This is a genomic window from Hymenobacter sp. M1-2, from assembly GCF_057808495.1.
Window position 1 is genome coordinate 182,548 of record NZ_JBTYZO010000007.1, and the last position, 25,608, is coordinate 208,155.

Annotated in this window: 18 protein-coding genes and 1 pseudogene; 12 read left to right on the top strand and 7 right to left on the bottom strand. The window is 52.7% G+C overall.

The annotated features are described in order from the left end of the window. Nucleotides 1–59: 59 nt before the first annotated feature. Complete coding sequence (gcvT, locus tag ACYSMN_RS09060) at nt 60–1,160, bottom strand: glycine cleavage system aminomethyltransferase GcvT (RefSeq protein WP_488923543.1); 1,101 nt, start codon at nt 1,158–1,160, stop codon at nt 60–62. Nucleotides 1,161–1,329: 169 nt separating this feature from the next. On the opposite strand from gcvT, the gene ACYSMN_RS09065 reads away from it, so the two are divergent. The 3 genes from ACYSMN_RS09065 to ACYSMN_RS09075 are packed head-to-tail and all read left to right on the top strand — an operon-like array spanning nt 1,330 to nt 3,754. Then, a complete protein-coding gene (locus tag ACYSMN_RS09065; protein WP_488923544.1) occupies nt 1,330–1,698 on the top strand; it encodes a CZB domain-containing protein in 369 nt (122 codons plus the stop codon). A 22-nt stretch (nt 1,699–1,720) separates the two neighbouring features. Continuing rightward, nucleotides 1,721–3,262 (top strand): sensor histidine kinase, encoded by a 1,542-nt coding sequence (locus ACYSMN_RS09070; RefSeq protein ID WP_488923545.1) that lies wholly within the window; start codon nt 1,721–1,723, stop codon nt 3,260–3,262. Nucleotides 3,263–3,319: 57 nt separating this feature from the next. Further along, nucleotides 3,320–3,754, top strand: a complete 435-nt coding sequence (locus ACYSMN_RS09075; protein ID WP_488923546.1) for a response regulator — start codon at nt 3,320–3,322, stop codon at nt 3,752–3,754. A gap of 190 nt (nt 3,755–3,944) precedes the next feature. On the opposite strand, the gene rnhB is transcribed toward ACYSMN_RS09075, so the two are convergent. Beyond that, nucleotides 3,945–4,520 carry a ribonuclease HII gene (rnhB, locus tag ACYSMN_RS09080; RefSeq protein WP_488923547.1) on the bottom strand — a complete coding sequence of 192 codons (576 nt, stop codon included), beginning with the start codon at nt 4,518–4,520 and terminating at the stop codon, nt 3,945–3,947. Nucleotides 4,521–4,694: 174 nt separating this feature from the next. Beyond that, nucleotides 4,695–4,940, bottom strand: coding sequence for a hypothetical protein (locus ACYSMN_RS09085; RefSeq protein ID WP_488923548.1), 246 nt, complete (start codon nt 4,938–4,940; stop codon nt 4,695–4,697). A 413-nt stretch (nt 4,941–5,353) separates the two neighbouring features. Here ACYSMN_RS09085 and ACYSMN_RS09090 point away from each other — a divergent pair, with 413 nt between their 5' ends. The 8 genes from ACYSMN_RS09090 (at nt 5,354) to prfB (ending at nt 14,110) form a co-directional block, all read left to right on the top strand. Then, nucleotides 5,354–5,926 (top strand): NUDIX domain-containing protein, encoded by a 573-nt coding sequence (locus ACYSMN_RS09090; protein ID WP_488923589.1) that lies wholly within the window; start codon nt 5,354–5,356, stop codon nt 5,924–5,926. A 151-nt stretch (nt 5,927–6,077) separates the two neighbouring features. Continuing rightward, nucleotides 6,078–6,923 carry a lysophospholipid acyltransferase family protein gene (locus tag ACYSMN_RS09095; RefSeq protein WP_488923549.1) on the top strand — a complete coding sequence of 282 codons (846 nt, stop codon included), beginning with the start codon at nt 6,078–6,080 and terminating at the stop codon, nt 6,921–6,923. 12 nt (nt 6,924–6,935) lie between these two features. Beyond that, a complete protein-coding gene (gene gatC / locus ACYSMN_RS09100) occupies nt 6,936–7,223 on the top strand; it encodes an Asp-tRNA(Asn)/Glu-tRNA(Gln) amidotransferase subunit GatC (RefSeq protein WP_488923550.1) in 288 nt (95 codons plus the stop codon). A gap of 6 nt (nt 7,224–7,229) precedes the next feature. Further along, nucleotides 7,230–10,301: a tetratricopeptide repeat protein gene (locus tag ACYSMN_RS09105; RefSeq protein ID WP_488923551.1), complete on the top strand. Its 3,072-nt coding sequence runs from the start codon at nt 7,230–7,232 to the stop codon at nt 10,299–10,301. Nucleotides 10,302–10,313: 12 nt separating this feature from the next. Next, nucleotides 10,314–11,039 (top strand): ABC transporter ATP-binding protein, encoded by a 726-nt coding sequence (locus ACYSMN_RS09110; protein ID WP_488923552.1) that lies wholly within the window; start codon nt 10,314–10,316, stop codon nt 11,037–11,039. Between the two features lie 96 nt (nt 11,040–11,135). After that, nucleotides 11,136–11,684 (top strand): cob(I)yrinic acid a,c-diamide adenosyltransferase, encoded by a 549-nt coding sequence (locus ACYSMN_RS09115; RefSeq protein ID WP_488923553.1) that lies wholly within the window; start codon nt 11,136–11,138, stop codon nt 11,682–11,684. 150 nt (nt 11,685–11,834) lie between these two features. Then, nucleotides 11,835–12,899 (top strand): branched-chain amino acid aminotransferase, encoded by a 1,065-nt coding sequence (locus ACYSMN_RS09120; protein ID WP_488923554.1) that lies wholly within the window; start codon nt 11,835–11,837, stop codon nt 12,897–12,899. Between the two features lie 133 nt (nt 12,900–13,032). Beyond that, nucleotides 13,033–14,110, top strand: a protein-coding gene (gene prfB / locus ACYSMN_RS09125) for a peptide chain release factor 2 (RefSeq protein WP_488923555.1) whose coding sequence is annotated in 2 segments (ribosomal slippage) — nt 13,033–13,092 and nt 13,094–14,110 — 1,077 coding nt in all. Because the reading frame shifts where the segments join, the coding sequence is not laid out codon by codon here. A gap of 74 nt (nt 14,111–14,184) precedes the next feature. On the opposite strand, the gene ACYSMN_RS09130 is transcribed toward prfB, so the two are convergent. Beyond that, nucleotides 14,185–15,609 (bottom strand): RagB/SusD family nutrient uptake outer membrane protein, encoded by a 1,425-nt coding sequence (locus tag ACYSMN_RS09130; protein WP_488923556.1) that lies wholly within the window; start codon nt 15,607–15,609, stop codon nt 14,185–14,187. Nucleotides 15,610–15,661: 52 nt separating this feature from the next. After that, nucleotides 15,662–18,676 (bottom strand): SusC/RagA family TonB-linked outer membrane protein, encoded by a 3,015-nt coding sequence (locus ACYSMN_RS09135; protein ID WP_488923557.1) that lies wholly within the window; start codon nt 18,674–18,676, stop codon nt 15,662–15,664. Nucleotides 18,677–18,913: 237 nt separating this feature from the next. On the opposite strand from ACYSMN_RS09135, the pseudogene ACYSMN_RS09140 reads away from it, so the two are divergent. Next, nucleotides 18,914–19,357, top strand: a pseudogene (locus ACYSMN_RS09140) (peptide chain release factor-like protein); the annotation flags it as partial. Nucleotides 19,358–19,367: 10 nt separating this feature from the next. Here the strand turns inward: ACYSMN_RS09140 and ACYSMN_RS09145 are convergent. Further along, nucleotides 19,368–20,870 (bottom strand): SusD/RagB family nutrient-binding outer membrane lipoprotein, encoded by a 1,503-nt coding sequence (locus tag ACYSMN_RS09145; protein ID WP_488923558.1) that lies wholly within the window; start codon nt 20,868–20,870, stop codon nt 19,368–19,370. Between the two features lie 12 nt (nt 20,871–20,882). Beyond that, nucleotides 20,883–24,119, bottom strand: coding sequence for a SusC/RagA family TonB-linked outer membrane protein (locus tag ACYSMN_RS09150; protein ID WP_488923559.1), 3,237 nt, complete (start codon nt 24,117–24,119; stop codon nt 20,883–20,885). Nucleotides 24,120–25,608 lie beyond the last annotated feature (1,489 nt).

The window sequence follows — 25,608 nt, forward strand, 5'->3', positions numbered from 1 at the left end:
TTTTGTCTTCAGAGGTGCTTGGATCAAAGGCCCGCGTAGTTGTTACGGCCTACGCGCGTTTACTCAGTACCCGGCACGAAAGGCAGTTTCACGACGGTAGCCGGCAGTTGCTTGCCGCGTACGTGCACGAATATCTTGCTGCCCGGCGCGCTTAGCTCAGTGCGCACGTAGCCCAGCCCGATGCCTTTGCTCAGGCTCGGCGACTGGGTACCGCTCGTTACGTCGCCTATTTTTTCGCCGGCCTCATTCACCAGCTCGTAGTGCCCGCGCGGAATGCCGGGGCCGTCCATCAGAAAACCTACCAGCTTGCGCGCCACGCCGGTTTCTTTCTGTTTTTTGAGCTGTTCGGCGTTGGTGAAATCCTTGGTGAACTTGGTAATCCAGCTCAGGCCCGCCTCTAGCGGCGAGGTCTGGTCGTCGATGTCGTTGCCGTAGAGGCAGTAGCCCATTTCCAGGCGCAGCGTGTCGCGGGCTCCGAGGCCAATGGGCTTCAGGCCGTACGGTTGGCCGGCTTCCATCACCTTGTCCCATACTTGCTTGGCGTGCTCGTTGGGCACGTACAGCTCAAAGCCGCCCGCCCCGGTGTAGCCCGTAGCCGAAATAATAACGTCGGGCACGCCAGCGAAGTCGCCCTGCACAAACGAATAGTAAGGAATGCTACGCAGGTCGGTTTCCGTGAGACCTTGTAACGCTTCAATGGCCTTGGGGCCCTGCACCGCAAACAGGCTGATTTGGTCCGATACATTTTCCAGGTCGGCGCCCTGCGTGTTGTGCTGCTGAATCCAGTTCCAGTCCTTATCGATGTTGGAGGCGTTTACCACCAGCAGGTAATCCTCGTCGGCCAGCTTGTACACCAGCAAGTCGTCCACGATACCGCCCTCCTCGTTGGGCAGGCAGGAATATTGGGCTTTGCCATCGCTGAGCTTGCTGGCATCGTTGCTCGTTACGCGCTGAATGAGGTCCAGGGCCTGGGGGCCGCGCACCCGAAACTCGCCCATGTGCGACACGTCGAAAATACCCACGGCCCGCCGCACGGTGTGGTGCTCATCGAGGTCGGAGGAGTAGCGCACCGGCATGTTGTAGCCGGCAAAGGGCACCATTTTGGCACCCAGCTGCTGGTGCACGTCATTCAGGACAACGGTTTTGAGGGTTTCGCTCATCGAAAGGTGGGTTGTGGTGGGGGTGCCGGCTCGGGAGCGGCGCGGCGAAATTAGCCATTTCCGCGCGGCACGCGCATCTGTTATCTTTGCTGGGCGCCCTCTTTTCTTCAGGGGCGCCCGGCTGCTTCGCCAGCCAACAATGCTCGCCAGCCCGCGCCTCCGCTTTTTTATGACCGACGAACTAAAGCAGGATTTCGAATCCGGCCTGGTGAAGCATCTGCTCTTCAAGTCCAAGCTCCGCTCCTACCTCTACGGCAGCGGCACTAGCCAGGGCCCCATCCGCGACCCGCTGCAATGTTCTTTCGGGCATTGGATTCGGGACCGGGCGCTGGGCCCGTACGCGCACTTGCCTGAGTCGCAGGAGCTGGACCGAATTCATATCCAAATTCATGAGGAAGCCAACCGGCTCATGGACCTCTACGAGCGAGGCGCGCAGGACGCGGCGCTGACTGGCTTGCCGGTTATAGAACACTTAGCCGACCGTATCACGCTGCTCATGCGAACTATGGAGGAAAAGCTGCGTACCGAGCTCTACTAGTTCTGTTTCCTACCCTGCCTGCATGAAGCTACAGCTGTCCACCAAGCTCTTCGCCGGTTTTCTAGTCATTTTGCTACTGTTCGTGGGCGTAGTGTTCATCAACTACCAGCTCTCGCGCAAGGTGCTGCGCAATGCCCGGCAGGTGGAGCTTTTCCAACGCACATCGGCCGATGCCGCCATGCTGCTGCGCAACATCGTGGACATGGAAACTGGCTTTCGGGGTTATATCCTTATCGGCAAAGAAGAGGTGCTGGAACCCTACCACCAGGGCGAGCGGTATTTGCTCAACCGTTTCGAGCACTTACTCGCGCGGCTAGAGCCAAATTCGCCGCAACGGTCGCGCATCGTGCGGGCGCAGCAGCTGTTTCGCGATTGGCTGAACTTCTCTCACCTACTCGTAGGCGAGAAGCGCGAAGCGCGGCGGCGCCTCCCCAACCAAGTTGGTTTTGAGGGAATGGAGCACCGCGCTTTGGCCGAAAGCCTCTACGGCAAGCGCCTGATGGACCAGATAAGGGTGCTGTTTGCCGGTTTCGACCGTACGGAATTGAAGCTGCGCGAAAAGCAGGCCTCGAAGCTGGAAGAAAGCATCCGCGAGACTCGGCTTATTTCGGTGGGCACTACGCTGGTGGCTATTGTGCTGGGGTTGGTATGGGCAACGTATATCATCCGGCTCATCAGCCGCCGCATTCAAACGATGGTCTCGATGTCGGCGCGGATTGCGGCGGGCCACTACCAAACCCAGCTCCGCGACACCGAACGCGACGAGTTGAGTGAGTTGGCCGCTTCCCTCAACCAAATGGCGACCACCATCAACAACAACATCACGCAGCTGGAACGCCGCAACAAGGAGCTCGACCAGTTTGCTTACGTGGTATCGCACGACCTGAAGGCGCCGCTGCGGGGCATCGAAAGTGCTTCGCGCTGGATTGAGGAAGATATGGGCCACGATACGCCCCCACACATTCAGGAATTTCTGGTGCTGATGCGAACCCGCGTCCACCGGATGGAGCACCTCATTAGTGGTATTCTGGACCTGGCTCGCGTGGGCCGGAGCGCCCAAGCCGACGAGCCCGTTTTCGTGCGCCAGCTGCTGCGCGAAATCCTCGATTCGCTGGACTTGCCAGCCAGCTTTGAGGTGGTGTTGCCCTTTTACCTGCCTACGCTGGTTACCAACCGCGTGCAGTTGCAGCAGGTATTCACCAACCTCATCAGCAACGCCATCAAGTACCATCACGAGCCCGAAAACGGCCTCATCCAGATTGGCTGCACCGAAGACCTGGAGTACTACACCTTCTCCGTGGCCGATAACGGACCAGGTATTGCGCCGGAGTACCACGAGAGAATTTTCGTCATTTTCCAGACCCTGACCGAGCGCGACACTTTGGAAAGCACTGGCGTCGGGCTGGCCATTGTGAAGAAAATAGTGGAGCGGCAAGGCGGCACTATTCGTCTGGAATCGGAGGAAGGGAAAGGCGCCACGTTCTTTTTCACTTGGCCCCGCCACGCACCGTCCAGCCGGCCGGCTACCAGTATTTCGGCACAAAACCCGGCCGTTGCCGTATAGCTTTTATTGCCCTCGTTTCTATTCCCTTTCCTCTACCCTACCTAACTCACCCCCACTATGCCCAGCATTCTGCTAGTCGAAGACGACCAAATGGATATTATGAATGTGCAGCGCGAGTTACGCAAAAACAACATCGACGTACCCATGCACATTGCCCGCAACGGCCGCGACGCTCTCAATATGCTTCGCGGCGACGCCGGCCAGCCCCCAATCGACCATCCGGATGTGGTAATGGTTGATATCAATATGCCGCGTATGAACGGCCTGGAGCTGCTCGAACAGCTCCGTTCCGATCCCAAGTTGGTGAACCTGAACGTGTTCATCATGACCACCTCCGACCTCGACTCGGATCGGCTAAAAGCCCAACAACTAGCTGTCAGCGGCTACATCATCAAGCCCCTGAATTTCGATAAGTTCGGGGAGGGCGGCTCCACCGTAGATGGCTTTAGCCTGTTTCTCGACCTACTGAAGCTGAAAAGCCAGCCTTTTTAATGATTGTCATTGCGAGCAGCGCGAAGCAATCCTTCCTCTCAACGAAGACCATTTCCTACACAAACAAGCCCTTGATGCATGCTAACGTCAAGGGCTTGGTGCTTCAGTAGACTTGGGCGCTGTGAGAGGAAGGATTGCGTCGTCGTGCCTCCTCGCAATGACAGCTCGCTCCTTGCAATGGCAGTGACACCTACAGCAACCGGAAGCCTAACCGGTGGTGCTCAGTGGTGCCGTGCTCCCGGATGGCCGCCCGGTGCGCTACAGTAGGATAACCAGCATTCTGCTCCCAGCCATAATGCGGGTAAAGCTCCGCCAGCTCCCGCATTCGCTCGTCGCGGAATGTCTTAGCTAGAATGGAGGCCGCCGCGATGTGGCGGTAGTGGGTATCACCCTTGATAAGGCACGTGTGCGGCAGGTCTGGATAAGGCCGAAAACGGTTACCATCGACGGCTAAATGGCTAGGCTTCACCGCTAGCGCGGCAACTGCCCGATGCATGGCCAGATAACTAGCCTGCGCAATATTAATGGCGGCAATTTCATCGGGCGAAGCTTCCGCTACGGCCCAGGCCACCGCTTCGCGGCAAATATCGGTGCGGAGCGTGGCGCGACGGCGGGCACTCACCTGCTTGGAGTCGTTGAGGTAGGCCGGTACGAAATCGGGCGGCAGAATAACGGCGGCGGCGAAAACCGGGCCGGCTAAGCAGCCTCGGCCAGCTTCGTCGAGGCCAGCTTCGAGCGGATGACCAGTGTGGGAGGCAAGCAGCATCGGGCAAAGATAGCAGCCACTCCGCGGCCCACCACCAAAAAAGGCCTCCCCGGTGCCGTAGCGCCCGGAGAGGCCTTTTCAAGAGTTGTTATCAGCACAGTAGTTGCTCGTTGCTTTCTATCGTTTAGGGAAGTATCAACACCTAACAACTAGGCACTAACAACTAAGTGGAGCTTATTTATGGCTGCCCGCCGCCGTACCATCTTCTGCGGGGGCTTCGCCGCGGCGCAGTCCCTGCTTGTCGCGGGGGCCTTCGTCAATCTCGTCTTCTTCGTCGGAGCTGATGTACACGTTGGTGGTGGGGCCGAGGCCGCCGGTTTGCGTGCTCAATTCCGATTCGGCCTGGGCGTGCTTGAGGTTGAAAAGTGGGTCGCCGGCCTGGGCTTCCTCGTTAGGCTTCTTATTGGGTTGATTTGCCATAAAAGTAAAGTGCCAGCTGGAATGTGAGCAGCTGACCTTCCCAGGTACGGCGCGGCCTTGCAGTGGGTTGATACAGAATCTTGATGGCGCAGCCGGGGCTGGCTAGTAAATCCCGGAAAAGCAAAAAAACCGTTGCTCTACAGCAACGGCCTTTCTGCTTCTGTGCCGGATGACGGCTAGTAATCATCCACCCTACTCCTAGGTCAATCCGGCACGACGCGAATGAAGCCTTCCTTTCCACAAAATACTCACCCGCGCCTTATTGAATGAAACAAAGCTACTCATGCCCAGACGTTTAAAAACCATTATTGGGCAAACTGACCCAATTTCCCGACCAATCCCCGCTTCTGCCCGGTGGACACCAAACGGCTGCTACCGTACCTTTGCCACTCATCCACGTAGCGCCCATTCTCATGCTCCATCCCGACCCAAATTTCGACGAAACGCACAACCCCTGGCAAACCCTCAGCACCGAGCTAAAGTACCATAACCCCTGGATCAGCGTGCGAGAAGACCAAGTCATCAATCCTACCGGTGGGCAGGGTATATATGGCGTGGTTACGATGAAGAACAAAGCCCTTGGCATTGTGCCGGTAGATGCGGCCGGCAACACGTGGCTGGTGGGCCAATACCGGTATCCGCTCAACGAGTACAGCTGGGAAATCCCGATGGGCGGTGGCCCGGTAGAGCTGGACATTCTAGAGTCGGCGCAGCGGGAGTTGCGGGAGGAAACCGGCTTCACAGCTCGCCGCTGGACCAATATCGCGCGCCTACACACCTCCAACTCCGTCACCGACGAAGAAGGCTTCGTGTTTCTAGCCGAAGACTTGGAGCAGGGAGAAGTGGAGCCGGAGGAAACCGAGGATCTGCGCCTCTGGAAGCTCCCATTGGCCGAAGCGGTGCAAATGGTGATGGACAACCGCATCACGGATGCTGTGAGCGTAGCGGGTCTATTGAAAGCTGAGAAGGTACTGGCTAGCCGCTAACTCGGGGCTGCCAAACGCGCCGTTTGGTAGTTGGCGTAAGGATGCTAGACCTAAAGAGCTAAGTCTGCAATTCCAGGTACCAAAGCGCGTTTTTGCTCGTGCTGCCACGCTCGACAGGCCGCAAGTCCTCAAGACCCTTAATTTTGCGGTAATGCGGTACCTTCTGCGCTATATCGGTCATCGGCTCTACACCACCTGGGCTACGTTCTGGTTCGTCATGCCTTTCGTCGTGACGTATCCGCTGCAGTGGGCCCTGAGCCGCCGGCCCGCGTGGCACCGCTACCTGCACGCCCTGAACCGAGGCTGGAGCACTCTCTTCATCTGGATGTGGGGTATGCCGGTGGAAATCATCCGCAAAAACCCATTCCCGGCCGGCCAGCCCTGTGTGTACGTGGCCAACCACAGCTCCTACATTGACATTCCCCTGCTGTTCAAAGCCATTCCGGGCTGGCTCAACATCATGGGTAAAATCTCCCTAGCCAGAGTACCGGTATGGGGGCCGATTTTTGGTCGGGCCTACATCACGGTAGACCGGGACAGCGCCATCAGCCGGGGCCGGGCGATGGTGCAGGCTCGCCGCACGCTCGAAGCCGGCCGCTCGGTGGTTATCTTTCCGGAAGGCCGCATCTCCGAAACGCCCGGTGAAAAGATGGAGCCTTTCAAGGACGGTGCGTTTCAACTCGCCATTGCGGCCAAAGTGCCCATAGTGCCCGTCACGATGCCGTTGAACCACCGATTTATGCCGAGTGTTGAGGGCTTACGGGTGCGCTACTCGCCACTTTCCATCACGCTGCACGAGCCCATTCCCACCGCGGGCCTCACCGCCGCCGATGCGCCAGCCTTGCGCCAACGCGCCCACGACATCATTGCCAGCATCTTCCGACCAGAAGCCGCTGGTATTCCCGAACCAAGCACCTGGCGCCGCCCTACACCCGTGGCAAAGGCCGCGCCTGCCCAACCTGAATCCGAGTTGGCTCACCCAATTCATCATTCTTAATTTCTAATTTCCTTGAGCACCGACCTCGCCACCCTGCGCCAGCTGGCCCATCTTTCCCGCCTCGAACTCGACGAATCCAAGGAGCAGCAAATGCTCGGCGACCTGAACAAGATTCTGGACTGGGTAGACCAGCTCCGCCAGCTCGACACTGCCGACGTGGAGCCGCTGGTGCATCTTTCGCACGAAATAAACGTGCTGCGCCCCGATGAGCCGCAGAACACCGTGAGCCACCAAGACGGCCTGCGCAACGCCCCGCGCAAAGACTCCGATTATTTCCGCGTACCTAAAGTGCTGGAGTAACCCCTGGTGCCCATTTCCCTTCCCGCTTCCCGCGCCACGGCGTGGCGCACTCTGCTCAGTCTGGGCCTGGCCGTGCTGGCCGGCCTGGCCGTACTGCTCGCCGTTTACCACTATTTCACCGGCGACGACGCGGCTTTGCCCGTTCAGGCGGTGGCCCAGCTCAAACCCGTACCCAGCATCCTGACGCAAGTGCGCGTGGGTTTGGCTTCTCTGCCCGTGCGCGTCAATGGTTTCCTGCTCACCCAAACCCACGATTTGGTGGGACCTTACGTACGCCCAGAAGCTGCCTATGCGCTGCTGGTGCTGCTGGCGGGGGCGCTGGTGTACTTTCTAGCCGTCGTCAGTACGCTGCCCCGCCCGGCTTTTGTGGCGGGTATGGCCGGGCTGATATTTCTGCTGATGTCGCTGAATGCGGATTTGCTGGGCATTTTCGACTCCCAGGAGCAGTATTTTCTGATTTTGACTTTGGCCGTGCTTGGGCTGCCGGCTTATGCATTTCATGCTTTCTGGCAAGACAGTTCGCTGGGCCACCGCGTGCTGGTATTCTTCGTGCTGATAACGGGCTTGAGCGCCCTGCTGCTCCGTCGCTCCGAATTGCCGCTGGATGCTACGGCCCTACATCTGGCCAGCTTCTTCACCAACGGAGGAGCTATTATTACCGCCTTATTGGTGCTGTGGGTGGCGTTTGAAAATATCAACGGCTTGCTGTGGTTCAATACGCAGGCCGAAAACCCTGGTAGCCGGTTTGGGCTGCTGCCGTTTCTGGCTGCTAGTCTGCTATACCTAGGTATGCTAGGGCTGTACTTGTGGAATGGTGACGAGCTATTAATCCTGCCCGGCCTGCACCTCGACCCGCTGGTGCTGCTGCTGCCGGCCGTGGCTATTGGTTGGCTAGGCTTGCGCCGCCGGGGGGCATCCTACGCCGATTGGCTGCCTTATGCACAAGGCGCGGCGTATCTGTATTTGGTGTTCGTGCTGCTGGCAGCGGCTTTTTTAGGCTACGGTTTTGCTACCGCCAACGACCCGCTGCTGCTAGCTGCCCGCCACTTCACGGCCTTGGCCCTGTTCGCTACCGGCTTGGCGTATCTGCTGTATGTGCTAGTCAACTTCGGGCCGCTCATCCGGCAGCGGCTGCGTGTGTACCGCGTGGTATATGAGCCGCGCCGCCTGCCACTTTTCGCGGTCTATGTGCTCGGTATTGGCGCAGTGGCAGCCGTAGAGTTTCGTTACAATTTCGCCACGGCGTACCAGGTGCAGGCCGCTTACTACAACAACCTTGGCGACCTAACTCGCCTGCAAAGTGAGCAGGAACCCACCCGCGACGCCTTGGCCCTACTTGCCGAACGCTACTACGCCGAGAGTGATATTCTCGACCAGCACAACCACAAAGCCAGTTTGGGCCGCGCCGCACTGTACCGGTTTCGGTTGCAGCGCCAGAATGAAATCAATATCCTGCGCCGCGCCCTCAGCCGCCGCCCATCCGAGAAGATTTCCTTGCGCCTCGCCGCCCTCTACAACGAGCCTACGGACTTCTTCGACCGACTCAGAGTGCTGCAAGCCGGTTTAAAAAACGCTCCCAATAGTCCGCGCCTCAACAACGACCTCGCCCATCTTTACTCCCGCTCCACGCTCACCGATTCTGTCAACTGGTATCTGGACCGAGCCGAAGACCAGGCCCCCAACAGCGAAGTGACTCGCACCAACCGGCTGGCCTTCCTCCTGCAAAACCAGCAGTTTACCACGGCCCGGCAGCTGGCACAAAAATTTCCCAACGAAACCGACGCGGCCTGGCAGAGCAACGCCTTGCTATTAGCCCAGCTGGCCCCCAACACCAAAACGCCACTTCCCAACGTACCAGCCCCCGATACGGCCGCGAATTTGACGATAGCGGAGTTTGCGCGGCTCTACCACGCCGCCCTGCGCCGCGTCGCGCAGAACGACACCAGCTACGCGCCGGCTCTCACCAAGCTCGTGCAACGATCCAGCAACGGTGCCTACTTCGAGCAGCTCACGTTTTTGCGCGTGCTCACCCAGCACTACGGCGGCCGGCCCATGCCTGCTCATCTTGCGTTGGCACCTCTCACCGCTGGTAACACGCCCAGCGCGGCCTACTACCAAAACCTGGAAGCTCTCTGGCTATTGGAGCAGCAAGCGTATGGTTCGTCGGCGGCCCGCTTTGCCGCTGCCATTCGCAACGGCTACCCGGAAGCTCGCGTGAGCCGCGCCTATGCTTTAGCCTTGAATGGACAGCTGGACTCCGCGCGGGCGGCCTTAGCTGGAACCCTAGCGCCAACTCAGGATGCTGCTTTGTTACGTTCCGCGCGGCAGTTGCAGCAAGTTCTGGCGTTGAACAACTACTACCAGCAGTATCCAACTGCCTCTGATAGCCTCAAAGCCCAATATCTGGTAGTGCGGGGCAATGCACTTTACCCCGAAAGCATACTTTCCCACGCCGAACAATTGCACACTCCCGCAGCTCGGGAGGCGGCATTGCTCGCCCAAGTACCTCGGGCCATCCAAGCGGGTCAGCTGGCTGCCGCCAAGCAAACCATCAGCCGCTTTGCCCCCGCCAGCAAGCAACGCACCGCCAATGCCTCCATCTGGAACGTGCTACGCGGCCAAATCTACCTGCGCGACACAGCTACTGCGCCGCTCCGACAGCTCTTGCAAACGGGCTACTTCGCCCCTATGCACCAGCCCTACGCACTCTACTACCAAGCCGTGCTGGCCGACCGAACCCGCCAGACCAAGCAGGCCCAGCAGCTCTACACGCGCCTGCTTCGCGAAGCGCCTTTCTTGGAGCCCGGCGTGCTTGCTGCCGCCGACTTCTATACCCGGCAGCGCGATTATTTGGCGGCATATGGCGTGCTACAAGCAGCCCTGGACTATAATCCGGAGTCTGTAGCCTTATTGAAGGCGTATGTGCTGGCGGCAGTGGCGGCCGGATTGGGGGATTATGCTACCGCTTCGCTCGACAAGCTGCGTTCGTTGCTTTCACCCCCCGAATACGCTACCTTTCATTCACTCTATGACGCCCGTCGTGCGGCCCAGGCTGCCGCGGCCGTTCATTGGAACTAACCCGGCCCGGCTATGCTGCACCCTGTTATCGACACCCAGGACATCTCGAAGATGTACCGTATGGGCACCGAAGAAATTCATGCGTTACGCTCGGTTACCATCACCATTCAGCGTGGCGAGTACGTAGCCTTTATGGGTCCATCCGGCTCGGGTAAATCGACGCTCATGAACATTGTAGGCTGCCTCGACACTCCTACCGGAGGCCGCTATGTCCTGAATGGCAAGGATGTGAGCCGCATGAGCGACAACCAGCTGGCCGACGTGCGGAACAAGGAAATCGGCTTCGTTTTCCAAACCTTCAACCTGCTGCCCCGCGCCACTTCTCTCGACAATGTGGCACTACCACTCATCTACGCCGGCTACAGCAAGTCCGACCGCCAGGAGAAAGCCATGCAGGCGTTGCGCAGCGTTGGGCTGGAAACGCGCGCCAAGCACCGGCCCAATGAGCTGTCGGGCGGCCAGCGCCAGCGCGTAGCCATTGCCCGCGCCCTCGTCAACGACCCCAGCATCATCCTCGCCGACGAACCCACTGGCAACCTCGACACCAAGACCAGCCACGAAATCATGGATTTGTTTGAGGCACTGTACGTCAAGGGCAACACCATCATCATGGTAACGCACGAAGAGGATATTGCGCTGCACGCCCACCGCATCGTGCGCCTGCGCGACGGACTCGTGGAGTCGGACCAGGAAAATACGAACGTAGCCTCGCACCACGACGAGCAGCTAGCTAAGTAAATAGCTAAATGGTTGAATTGTTAAAGGGTTGGTCGTTTAATGAGTATCAAAACGACCAACCCTTTAACAATTCAACCATTTATCACTTATCCCTTCATGAAGATTTACACCAAAACCGGCGACCAGGGCCTCACCTCCCTCATCGGCGGCACCCGCGTCCCAAAATCCAGCCTGCGCATCGATTGTTACGGCACCGTCGACGAGTTGAATTCATACATCGGCCTATTGCGCGACCAAGACGTGAACGCGCCACGCCGCGACTTGCTCAAAGAAATCCAGGACCGACTATTCACCATCGGTGCCTCGCTGGCTTCTGACCCCGAAAAGTCGAAAATGAAAATTCCCGACCTCCACGACACCGACGTGGCGCTGCTGGAAACCGAAATAGACCGGATGAACGACATCCTGCCCGAGCTGCGCGTGTTCGTGCTACCGGGTGGGCACCAATCTGTGTCTTTCGCGCACGTGGCCCGCTGTGTTTGCCGCCGCGCCGAGCGACTCGTGATTCACCTACGGGAAGACTCCTTCGTTGCCGACTTGGTAGTGATGTACCTAAACCGTTTGTCCGACTACCTCTTTGTGCTCAGTCGCCAGATGGCTCACGACCTCGGGGCCGAGGAAGTAACCTGGCACCCCCGCATGTAAATTGCTGTTTGCTCTCTTGACAATCGTTATTTCTATTTTCTAGCACCTCGACGAGTGACTAGCAACTAGAAATTTCTTCCTCCGTTTCAATACCGCGCCCCGCTCCTCTCCTCCCCCAAACTCCCTCGTTCCTCCTTTTTCCTTCACTCCATGCTCGACACACTCACCATCCGGACCCAGCGTACTTCGGCCTCGCGCCTGCAACACCTGGACCCCGAACATATTGAGTTCGGCAAAATCTTCTCCGACCATATGTTCGTGGTAGACTACCGCGACGGCGAGTGGCAGGATGCGCAACTGCTGCCTTACGGCGACATGGCCGTAAGCCCCGCTAATTCGGCTCTGCACTATGGCCAGGCTATTTTCGAGGGGATGAAGGCGTATAAGAATGCAGATGCTGACATTGCCTTATTTCGTCCCTACGACAACCTGCACCGTCTCAATGCCTCGGCCGAGCGCATGTGCATGCCGCAACTCCCGGAGGAGCTATTCATGCAGGGTCTCACCCAGCTCATCCGCCTCGATGCCGCGTGGGTCCCTAACGCGCCCGGTAGCGCCCTCTACATCCGCCCCTTCATGTTTGCTACTGATGGCTTCATCGGCGTGCGTCCTTCCGACACGTATCGGTTCGTCATCTTCACCTGCCCGGTCGGCCTATACTACAACAAACCGTTGCGCGTCCGTTTCGAGGAGAAGTTCGTCCGCTCGGCCGAAGGCTCGGCTGGCTATGCCAAGGCCGCCGGCAACTACGGCGCCGCTATGTGGCCCACCAAACTGGCGCAGCAGGAAGGCTACCACCAGCTACTCTGGACCGATGCCACCGCTCACCAATACATTGAGGAATCGGGCACCATGAACGCCATTTTCTTCATCGATGGTAAAGTGATTACCCCCGCTCTCAGCACTTCCATCCTCGACGGCATCACGCGCCGTAGCGTACTCGACCTAGCTCGCGATTGGGGCATGCCGGTGGAGGAGCGCAAAGTATCGGCGGTGGAAGTAATGCAAGCTCTGGCCGATGGCCGTTTGCAGGAAGCTTTCGGAGTTGGCACGGCGGCTACCATTGCCCCCATCGCCGTTATCGGCTACCAGGGTCACGATCACGCGTTGCCGGCACCTTCCGCCGACGCTTTTTCAGCCCGCGCTAGTGCTGCTTTGCAAGCTATCCGTACCGGCCAGGCTCCCGATGCACACAATTGGATGGTAGCGGTGTAAGGCAGAATAAAGATTGTTGCCATCTTTTCTGTGTTGCTATCAACGAAGAACTAAAACGGCCAGCCCCTCACTAGGGCTGGCCGCCGTATTTTACGGACCTTTGTCCATTCAACTCTCACATTTAACCTTTCCAATGACCCAAGACCAGGTGAAGGAATTGAAGGGCCGCGCTGAGGCCCTGAGGAGGTATCTTTGACTACGATAACCGTAAAGCCCAAGTACTAGCCACCGAGGCCCAAACCACGGCCCCCGATTTCTGGGACAACTCCAAAAAGGCGGAGGCGATACTAAAGGAAATCAAAGCCGTCAAGGTTTGGACGGACGACTATGAAGCCGTAGAGCAAGCCGTCAGCAACGTAGACGTGCTGTACGACTTCTATCGCGAAGGAGAAGCCACTGAAGCCGAAATGCAGCAGGAGTTCGACGCCGCCCAACGAGCCGTCGAACAGCTCGAGTTCAAGCGCATGCTTTCCGACGAGGAGGATCAGCTTTCCGCCATCATCGACATCAATCCCGGCGCTGGTGGTACCGAAAGCCAGGACTGGGCTGAGATGCTCATGCGCATGTACATCATGTGGGGCGAAAAGCACGGTTTCAGCGTGCGGCAAGTGAGCTACCAGCCCGGCGAAGGAGCCGGTATCAAATCGGCCTCCCTGGAAATCGATGGCCTCTTCGCCTACGGCTACCTTAAGAGCGAAATCGGAGTACACCGCCTCGTACGCATTTCACCCTTCGATAGCAGCGGCCGGCGGCACACCTCTTTCGCCTCGGTATTCGCCTACCCGGTGATTGACGATACCATCAGCATCGAAATCAACCCCGCCGATATCAGCTGGGACACTTTTCGAGCTGGTGGTGCCGGCGGCCAGAATGTGAACAAGGTTGAAACCGCCGTCCGTCTCACCCACACTCCCTCCGGCATCATCATCGCCGTACAGATCGAGCGCAGCCAGCTCATGAACAAGGAACACGCCCTGCGCATGCTCAAGTCGCGCCTCTACCAGATCGAGATGGACAAGCGCAACGCCGAGCGGGCCGTGGTAGAAGCGGGCAAGAAGCGCATCGACTTTGGCTCGCAGATCCGCAACTATGTGCTCCACCCCTACAAGCTCATCAAGGACCTCCGCACCGGCATCGAACGAACCGATGTGCAGAACGTGCTGGATGGGGATTTGGATGAGTATATCAAGGGGTATTTGATGCAGAGTTGAAGAACAACTTTTACATAAAAGAAAAGGGCTGCCCAAACAGGCAGCCCTTTTCTTTTATGGTGTGACCAACATCATTAAGGATTAGCGATGTCCCATTGTTTTTCTGCGAATGGTCGCTCCAAACGGTCAAACAATTTGAAACTACCAGCAGCATTACCGCCAGTAGCGTACGCTATAGTTTGCCCGGGTGAAACAACACCATTAGCGTTAAGGCGCTGTAAACGACGTAGATCAACCCAGCGGTGCCCCTCATAGAAGAGAGAGTAGCGGCGCTGCTTCAAAATCTCATCAATATAATCTGAGGGTTGCGAGTACGAGGCAGCAAGGCGAGGTGCCAAACCACCAGCTCGAGTGCGAATGACGTTGATATCATCCACTGCACCAGAAGTATTGCCAGACTTAGCCTTCGCTTCTGCTGCGATTAGAATCAATTCCTCATTCCGAATAATATCTAGGGGCGTAGTTTGAGCAGGGAACGCTCTAGCTTCATAAGTACTAGGGATAGTACCCAAGGTACGAGCAGGACCAGTACGTAAAGGAGCTTTAGACAAACGTTGATCTCCTGCCTCAGCTTCAGTCACGAAATTAGCAGGTACTACAACTAGTCCAGTTTGAGTTCCATTAGCTACCTGAAAATAGGGGTTGCTTGCGTCGTTTGCGACCGTAGGAGCAAAAACAATTTTTGGACCTAATGTAAGGCTCGCTACTGGATCATAGAATGATTGACTTAGTGCTGTTAAACAGCCGACGTTATCACCTTGATACAAAGCTACACGAGCAGCCAACGCCCGATTAAATTTCAAAAACGTACTTGGAGTGTTGAATGTTGCAAAACCACTAGACAAAGGGAATGCAAAAGCAGAACCTGCACTTGCTAATTCAGTAGCGGCCTGGTCTAACAACTGACGAATATTAATTAGGGCTTCAGCACTAGTTACAAACTTACCTGGCTTCAGGTAGTTATCTACGTCGATCCTTATACCATTTTCGCCTTGCAAATTGAGCATGTGCAGCTTAGCTAACGCTTCATAAGTGTGCGTAAAGCCGGCTACTCCTTGTTTTTGCTCTTCCGAAACTACTGCGGTAGCCTGCGCCGAAGCCAATAAAACCTTTGAAGCTCGAATTGTTCTAGCGAAGCCATTGTAAGCTGCATTACTAAAGAATGCATTATCATCAAGAGTGCCTGACGTACCTAGCACTTCTTGATACCAACGCGGCTCATTATTAGCCAAGACTATAATCTCACGGCCAAGCTCACCTGTTATCCAGTTATTAGGTGCGTTATTCACGTGCCCAAGCCGTAGAGAAGATTCTACACCAACAGCCAAGGCGTTGATCTGAGCTTGACTAGCGTTCGTTATAACGCTTTCTAAGCTGGGGTTTGTCGGATCCGTTACAGGATCAACCTCTACAAAATCACAGCTTGCTACTGGAAGCAGTAGTAGTAGAGAACCGGCCAGTAAAAGGTGCCGGGTATTATGTCTGAGTTTTTTGTGCATGGGGTAAGTCAAAACAAAGTACCAAGATGAAGCTCAAGAGAAAAACGCTCCCTTAGAAATCAAGGTTCAAGTGGAAGAATACACGACGCGTAGCTGGATAAGCAAGCACGTCTACCTGAGCTTGGGTTGCAACTTGACCAAAATTGGACACTTCAGGATCATATCCTGAGTAGTCTGTAAAGGTAAGCAGGTTATTACCCGAAACACCTATTCGGATGTTTCTCACGTAATCTTTGAAAAGGCTGGTTCGTACGCTTGCAGGCAAGGAGTAGTATATAGATGCCTCACGCAAACGAACGTAGCCGCTATTCTCAATGTAAAGCGGCGACGACAAGGTTTGGCGATACTCTCCTTTCGTTAAAGCTTCGCCGGTCATAGGATCATTATATCCGCTCGGTTCGCTCCAGTCCTCAGCCGTGCCATAACCATCTGTCTGAGTACGAGTTAAATTACTGGTATAGCTATCCTTCTTCCAAGCAAGTAGGAAAGAGGCTTCCAAATTCTTGAATATTACGAATGAGTTCTGGAACGTCATTTGGAAGCGCGGCTGCGCATCACCATAACGAGTTAGGAAACTAGGATTGTTAGGATTAGTTTCTGCATTAATAGGGCGCCCATACCAACGGGAGGGCGACTCATTCAAGGCGAAGAAAGTTTGCCCATAAGTAGAGCCAAACCCGTTGCTAGCAGAGAATGCTGGAACGATTAGACGAGTCACCTTCGACCGGTTAAACCAAAATAAGGTATTGGATGTCCATGTAAAATTCTCCGAACTTACAGGAGTTAATCCTAGACTTAGTTCTATACCTTGATTACGTAGGTCACCTACTGGGAAAGCTCTAATCGACTGAACACCTGTCCCTGGTGACGTTACATAGGTATTGACAATGTCCTTGATCTTCTTGCTGTAAAAGGTTGCTTCAAGGCTGATTCGATTATTAAACAAGCCTAAATCAATACCTGTCTCAATCTCAGTGGCACGCTCAGGGCCAATAGCAGGATTACCTACAACAGTAGAAGGTACAAAACCAGGACGGTTACCAATGCTTATACCGTTGAGTGGGGAGAAAGTACCACCAAAAAACGCAGGTCCTCCCGTTTCGCCATAGGCAGCACGTAGCTTTACTAAATTGATCTGGTCTACACTCCAGAAACCAAACTTAGCAACATTAATAGCTAGCGAAGCCTTGGGAAAAGCATAAAGCTTGTCAGGATCACCATTACGACTCGACTTATCAAGACGCACGCCGCCAGAAGCTATAATTTGGTCGCGGAAGTTCAGTTCCTGCTGAGCCACGTACCCAACGTCAGTCTGGTCCGTTACCTGCACATCCTGTGTAATAAGTGAGCCGCGGTTAGGCAACAACGGACCTGGCACCAAGTTTTGTCCTTGCTGATAACTTAGATTGGAATTTAAACCTAAGCGTACCAGTCCTACCTGAGAAGTCAAATTCAACTCCTGACCAATCCGATAGTCATAAATTAAAAATCCCTGCAAATTATAGTTAAAAAATTCGTTTTTGGCTACTCGCACAACTCCAGGATTAGGTGAGCTGGCTTGAGATTGCAAATCCAATGGTAACGCTAACAGTACATTACTGCTAGAATAATCAATACCACCCTGAGCGGCGAAGCGTAACGAGGACTGCTCTTTTTCCAGGAAATGGACTACCACATTACCTGCCTCAGTTACACGGTTAGTTTTTTCTTCATTAATAGCACGCTCCACAACAGCCAATGGATTGTCGCCTGAGTAGTTTGAAACAGGATAAATACCAGTGACTGGATCTTTATGCAGCTCAGCATAGCTAGGAATTTGCGTGATATTATAAGCTAGGCTGATACCTACGTTGTCGTTACCCGAGAAGCCACGACGGTTACTTGAGTTGAAATATCCTGAGCTCAATCCAACATCAAGAAGCTTGCCAACTTTCTGATCGACGTTTGCTCGAATAGAATTACGTTTGTAATCGGTATTTTTTACGATGCCTTCTTCTTTGGTAGTCGAGCCAGAGACGTAGAACTTAGTCCGTTCTGTTCCACCTGATACACTAGCAGTAGTGTTTCGCAGAAAGCCTGTATTACCAAAGACTTCTTTTTCGTAATCGTAAATCTTACCACTAGCTTGTGCGGCTGCTAATAGCGCTTTTTGATCTGTAGCGTCCGAACCAGAATAGAATTTATCTATCTTCTCATTGGTCCAATCTTCTTTCCCAAGCAGGTTTCGGGCTTGAGTGAATCCTAGATCCTGCGAAATGCTGACCCGGGTCTGACCAGCTACCCCCCGCTTAGTTTTAATAATGATTACGCCAGCATTAGCGCGGGTACCATAAATTGCAGCAGCACTTGGTCCCTTCAAGACCTCTATTGACTCAATGTCATTCGGATTTAAGTCCGAGATCCGGTTAGTGCCGTTATCCTGAGTCGTGCGTCCTGTACCTGCGGAGGCTCCTGTAAAAGCAGCAGAACCTGCACCATTGCCCACCTCATCGGAAACAGCATAAACCCCATCAATAATATATAGGGGCTGTGAACTACCCGAGATAGTTGTAATTCCTCGCAGTTGAATGGACACCCCGCCTCCAGGTGCACCACTTGTCTGCGCAATGTTGGCGCCAACAACTTTACCGTTTAATGCTGCATCTACAGTTACAGGTCGCGTACTTCCTATTAACTCTTTTGCACTTACTGTTGAGATAGCATTAGCCAGGTTTGAACGTTTTACTGATGTGGCCAAGCCTGTTACTACTACTTCCTCCAGATTACGAGCGGAGGCAGTCAAACCGACATCAATAGTTGAAGCGTCGCCAACAGGCCGTTCTACACTAGTGTAGCCAATAAAGCTGAAGCTCAACGTAGTGGCAGTAGCAGGCACGCTAAGCGTGTATGAGCCGTCAGCGTTGGTAGAAGCGCCGACTGTGGTTCCCTTCACGAGAACAGTTACCCCGGGCAAGCCTTGCCCAGAAGCCGAGTCGGTGACTCGGCCGGAAATGCTGCGATTCTGGGCCGCTGCCTGCTGCATCAGGACTGGCGACACCAAAAGCGCACTGAGAAGAAGTTTACGCATGTAGGTGAGTGAATTTGGTGAGTGAATGAAAGATGTTTAAATCAAACGTAGCGAAAAAACTCAATCAAATAGTTGAGCCTTCACGTTTTTGTCCACAGTATGGAGGTCACAATAAATAATTCACAACAAAAAATTAATAATATTATAATTTTAAATGATATAGTGGATTAAAATGTGAATTTCCTCACCATTTCTTTTGAAAAGAAATTATTAGAATGGTAGCAGATTTCACTGCAAGCATGGATCTTCGCATATCCGGTAATTGATGAGACGATCAAGATCGACATCAACCCGGCCGATATCAGCTGGGACACCTTCCGCGCCGGGGGCCAGAACGTCAACAAAGTCGAAACCACCGTGCGCCTCACCCACACTCCCTCCGGCATCATCATCGCCGTACAGATCGAGCGCAGCCAGCTCATGAACAAGGAACACGCCCTGCGCATGCTCAAGTCGCGCCTCTACCAGATCGAGATGGACAAGCGCAACGCCGAGCGGGCCGTGGTAGAAGCGGGCAAGAAGCGCATCGACTTTGGCTCGCAGATCCGCAACTATGTGCTCCACCCCTACAAGCTCATCAAGGACCTCCGCACCGGCATCGAACGAACCGATGTGCAAAACACGTCTAACTCCAACAAAAAAGAGCTGTCAGAAATGACAGCTCTTTTTTGTTGGAGTTAAGATAACTTAACTAACGTCTATCCCAGAACAACTTGGTGGTTACCACATCACCGCCTATGGCAGCAGCAGCAGAAGCATAGTTAGTTCCATTAACGTTTTGTTCAGCTACAGGATACGGGAAACGCAACGGAATATCGGTGATACCTCTTGTTGGTTTGGTCAGTCTTGGAGAATCTAATCTTCTCCATTCCTTGAAAGCTTCTGTAGGTTGATTATACAATGCAATCCATTTCTGGTAGCCTATTTTTTCCCGATATGTGGCACCTGGTGCAGTGTTGTAAGCGACACTCAGCTGCGCCAAGTACTCGTCTGCTTCAGCGGAAGCTGCAGTTATATCAGCCGCCGTGGTAGGTGCATAGCTAGCCCACTCAATGATAGATGCTCTAATTGCCGCATTATAATGCGACTCAACCGTACCTGCTACTCCATAGCCCCGAGCTGCTGCTTCTGCTAGCATAAACTCCACCTGAGCATATGACATAACCATACCCGGTAGGGTTTGTTGGCGCAGCTTATCGCCTGGCTCTGAGTTAGGGTCTTTTGCGTTACTTGAACCATAAGTTCCGCCTCGGTAAGCTCCGTCGCTCTCAGCAGGATTAAAGAAATCGTCTAATCGTGGATCCACCACACCCATCACTGGGCCGGCTGTTCCTTTCAGACGATCTATGAAAAAGCTTGTTCCGATAAAGTCTCTCCGACCACTCCTCACCAGGTCCTCGAACAGCGGGTTAGTGTTAGGGAAAGTACCATTAAACACTAAATCAATATTATCAGAATTGGAAGTGAGCACCTTGTCCGCTGCTGAAGCCACCATAGTTCTTGCCTTAGCATCATCAACATCAGCAATGGTAAGTGCCATCCGCAGCTTCATCGAGTTGGCAAACTTAAGCCACAAGCCTACATTACCACCATTAATCAAATCGAAGCTAGGGCTCGAACCTCCCAAGCCTGCCTCTTCATCAAATTGAGCAATAACCGCATCTAAACGCGCAATGAGGTCTGCATAGATAGTGGCTTGATCGTCATACTTAGGAAGCGGAACAGTTATGTCCAACGCCTGCGAATAAGGTATATCGCCGAAGTTCTCCACCAAAGTAGTCCAGGCAAAAATCTCTAGCACTTCTGCAACAGCTAGCTGATTGGCTTTTACAGCTGGCGTCAAATCTGCGTTAGCAGATATAACTGTTTTTGCTTCTCTCAAGTCGCGCAGTACATCTCGGTACAACGCATTCCAATAAAGGCCATTGATGTTGCGCGTGTTGATGTCGTAACGGCTTTCTTGTGGATAGTCCGTTGCGGCCCAATACTGCACATAGTAGCGAAAAGGGTTCAGGTTCGTGTTCGCACTATTGATAGTGCGAACCAAGTTGCGCTCAGCATTGGAGATGAAAGATACACCAGGAGCTGCTCCGATAGGAGCTCTGTTGGGATCTATATTATAGTCGTCCAGGGAGTCTACGCAAGATGTTGTCAGCGAAAGAGCTGCCAAAGCAATTAAAAGCGTTTTTTTCATTTCAGGTTTGATTTAGAAGCTGAGTCTAACGTTCGCCCCAACGGTACGAACAGCCGGATAAGCACCTGTCGAATAGCCCAGGCCTAAGTTGCCGGTGCTGAGTGCATCCTCCGGATCAGCGTCCGGCAAGTTTTTATTAATGATCCACAGGTTGCGACCGACCAGCGAGACATCTACCCCTTTTATGCCACCTACTTTTGCGAGTAGTGTCTTAGGAAGTGAGTACGTTAAGGCTACTTCACGCAACTTGACGAAGCTAGCGTCATACACAAACGCTGCCGTAGGATTGGCCGTGATACCGTAAGCAGTTGCACCCGTTGCGTCACCGCTATTGTCAGCTCTTACCGTGTTAGGCGAGCCATCAGCCTGCACACCTGGGAATAGAACCCCACCACCATCAGCTACTGGATCTCGCGAAGGATTGCCCAGTTCGTTCAGACCAGCCGTTTCATCTGGCAGACCAGTATCCAAACCATAAGCGCGGTCAAGCGAGAAAACGTCGCCACCATGGCGCACATCTATTAGGAAGTAAAGAGAAAGGCCTTTGTAGTTGAATGTGTTAGAAACACCCCCAGTCCACAATGGGTTCGGATCACCTATTTCTTCGTTAGCAGTAGGGCTCTTAGCATAGTAGCCATTCGTACCTACAACCCTTTGACCATTCAGATACACAAAATTCTGACCTCGCAACACCCCAAAAGGCCGGCCTACAGTAGCATTAGAAGAAACACCACCTTGATAGGATCCTACTTGAATGCTTGTTACCAGTTGGTCTCCTTCACCATACAGAGAAACAATTTCATTTCGGTTTCTAGTCCAGTTGGCATTGATTGTCCAAGTAAAATTGTCGGACCTGAAGGGGCTCACAAAGGCTGAAAGCTCAATACCACGATTACGCAATTCCCCAGAGTTTATAACGCGGGAATTATATCCGCTACCTGTGGAAACCCCTACTGGTAAAATTTGGTCAACAGTCCTTTGTTGATATACTGTTGCATCAAATCCCAAACGGCTCTGGAGAAAGGCCATCTCCACCCCTGCCTCGACACTCTTCGTGCGCTCGGGCTTCAATTCATTATTATTTTTAGTACCTGCTACTGAGAACAGGGGCACTATGCCGAACGCAGTAGGCTTATCGTATGCATCGTATACGTTAAACGGGTCGCCACCTTGGCCCACTTCTGCATAGTTAATACGGGCCTTGCCGTAGGATAGCCAAGAGACGTCCTTCAAGAGCTCGGAGAAGACAAAGCCGGTTGCCACTGAAGGATAGAAGAACGCGTTGTCATCTATTGGTAGCGTAGTTGATTTGTCTCTTCTAGCGGTTAGGTCCAAGAAGAGCATATCTCGGAAGCCAAACGTAGCGCTAGCAAATAAACCGTCGACGCCTCTTCTCCTATTTACCTCATCAAAGCCTCCCAGAGGAGCATTCAAGGGCTCAACGCTATTGGCCAGTGTATATAGCCCAGGAACTACTAAGCCGCCGTTTGTCGTCGAACGAATGAAACCTAGTTTCTCCCGGCGTATGTTAGCGCCAGCCAGACCTTTGAAGGAAACAGACTCTGTGATATTAGCCGAGAAATTACCAATCAAATCAAAGTTGGCTTCCCGCCCAGTGCGATTGTAACGAGAGTACGCCGGTACACCTACCGAGCCTACTGCAAGCCGCTCTTCCTGTAATTCGTCGTAAGTGTCCAACGTTACTCGGCCCAATACATTAAACCAATCGGCAAACTTATAGGTGGCAGCCACGTTGCCGAATGTGCGATAGCGCGAATCGGTTTCGTAACTCTGCCTACGCGTGAAATAAGGGTTGTTCCAGTAAGCTCCAATAGCTCCAGGAGTTGCAGAGTTTAGATTCCAAGTCGCATTCCGATTTTGGTAGTTGTATGCATCTTCCAGCTCCTTGATGTCTACGTTCGTCTGCCACCACTGGCGGAAGTTTGTCATCAAGTTGTCACTGATGGCTCCGCTATAACCAGTAGCGTAACGTCCTTTACCACCAACTTGCGAGAAATTAACTGAAGCGCTAGTAGTTAAGCGCGGCGTCAAATTCAGCGATCCAGCAAAGTTGACAATGTTCTTGTTGACTTCGCTGTTCGGCAAGATACCTTTATCTCGAACGCTATTGTACCCTAACTTAAAGTAGCCATTGTCATTGCCACCATCAATCGTGATACTGTTGTTCAGTGTTACAGCTGTCTTGAAAAAGTCAGTGGGATCATTCTCAGCAGCAACCCATGGAGTGGCTTTCCCAAAATTAGGATTGCCAGGGGTGAAGGCAGTCCATTGATATACGAGCCGGTTTGGGTCAAAGCGTGGGCCAACAGAAGCATCTGAGCTAAGTTGCACCTGATCAAATGTCTGACCATCTACTTCGTACTCTTCAAAGTACGGACCATAGCCTCCTCCATACTCCTTTTGGTACTTGATGAAAGTGCTCTTATCAATCCGGCCACCTGTGATGCCCGCATTGATAGTTACACCCAAGCCTTTTTTCCCTTTTTTGGTGGTAATCAGGATGACCCCGTTACCTGCCCGCTCACCGTAGAGTGCTGTCGCTGCTGCACCTTTCAGAATGGTAGTTGAGGCAATATCGTCGGGGTTAAGATCAGATGCTGCGTTACCGTAGTCGTATCCACCGGCACCACTCTGCTGATCTGCAGTATTGGTATTGGCATTGGAGATGGGCACACCATCGATCACATATAAAGGCTGGTTATTACCAAACAAAGACTTAGTGCCTCGTATGTTAACACTGGTAGAGCCTCCGAGAGTCCCGCTTTGACGAATAGTAACACCTGCAACCTTACCTGATAAGCCATTAATTGGGTTAGGGTTACGAGCAACTGTAATATTTTGCCCTTCTACTTGAGTAGCAGAATAAGGCAGAGAGTTGCGGGTGCGCTCTACGCCCAGTGCCGTTACTACTACTTCGCCTAGCTGCTTAGCATCCGTAGCAAGTGCTACAGTAATATTGCCGGAGCTGCCTATTGGTTGTTCCTGAGTGGTGTAGCCAATAAAGCTAAACACCAGAGTTGTAGCTGAAGCAGGAGCACTCATAGAGAAGGAACCATCGGCATTTGTAGAGGCTCCAACAGTTGTGCCTTTGACAAGCACTGTAACCCCGGGTAGTCCTTGCCCATTGGCCGCGTCAGTAACGCGGCCTGTAATTTCGCGATTTTGGGCTGCCGCCTGCTGCATCAGGACGGGCGAGGCCAAAAGCGCACTTAAAAGAAGTTTGCGCATGTAGGTGAATGTAGGTGGATGAAGAACTTTAGTGAGTGGGTGAGTGACTCTAACGCCAAACCTAGCAAAAAACCTTGTTAATCAGAACATAATTTGCCAATTATTAATTTGATATATAAAAAAATTTATATATCAAATTAACTGCATTAGCCGATTTAGACAAGGCTTGCCTTACTTTAGTCATTCTTAAGTGTTAGTAACCTAGTTTTTTACTATTTTTTAGTTAGTTATGCAGACAGTTTTACTTTTTCGGTTACTTACTAACCTTTCATAACAGATATTAACAAAAAAACTAAAGTAATTAAGATGGACTGAATCTGATAGAGAAGTATTTTCTTCTATCATGGTTGCTTCAATTCTACGAATAAGGAAAATAGGAGAAAGGCACAGGGATGAAACTACATCCAAAGCTAAATCTTTGCACCTAACTTTAAAAAGAATTTTTCACAAGGCCAACCTGATATTTGAAGATCAACAAAAAGCAGCTTTACGCTGGCAGCAGTAGACCACAATGACTATAAGCAGCGGTGAATAAATGCGCATCTGAAAGGATAAAGTAATACAAGCGAAACAGTACCTACTGTATAAGCTAACATTCTTCAAAAGCCTTGGCAACTTTCAGTGGTGGATCCCTGTGAGCCACTATCACTCAATATTTGAGCAAAATAGGCAACAATACGTTATTATATAAATAATACAGGCATCTAAGCTTACCAGCCTGACTTGCAAAGCCATGAGTGGGAACTTGTGCAAAAACGCACTTTAAGATACTGACTAGATTAAATTTTATATGGTTAGCAACCTCTCGCATTAACTTTTGATAAATTTTTGAGCAATAATTATGCTAGCAATTAGTCGTTTTACACGATTTTTAACCTGATTTGCTTACTTTAAGCAGTTAAAATACTTAATGTGGCTTGCGAATATATGATTAACATACGAGCATTACAACAGCGATAACTCAGTTGCGCAGCAAGTGCAATAATGACCGAGTATATAAAAATAACAATAGCGATAATTTAAGTATTTCTGCTCTATTTGCGGTTACTATCGCTACTTATTGACGGCAGCTGCTCAAACGCCTCCCTGTATGTAGGTGGATAAACGACTGCTCAAGTGAAACTTTCAACGTAGCGTCGTCCCTATAACAGGTACGTCACACATGATGATAACCAAGCTGGCAAAAAGTGGCGCACTAGATACCATTGCCCCTGCCTACATTTGAAACAAACGTAACACAAATGATGAAAAGTGCTAGAGCTCGACAATTTTCCACTTATGAGGTATGTTGTTATATAAGTATACATCTTATTTATTTACATTTTAGGTAGTAAGTAACTATTAGGAAGCTGTTCAGACTAACCTGTCAAGTCGCCAAATGTTGGCTAGGTACAGCCAGGCGTTAGCGTGTTAGATTTTGCACTTACAGTCCTTGGTCAAGCACAGTTAGTGACGGCCTAGACCCATCGCTTGGCGCGGATGTAAACGC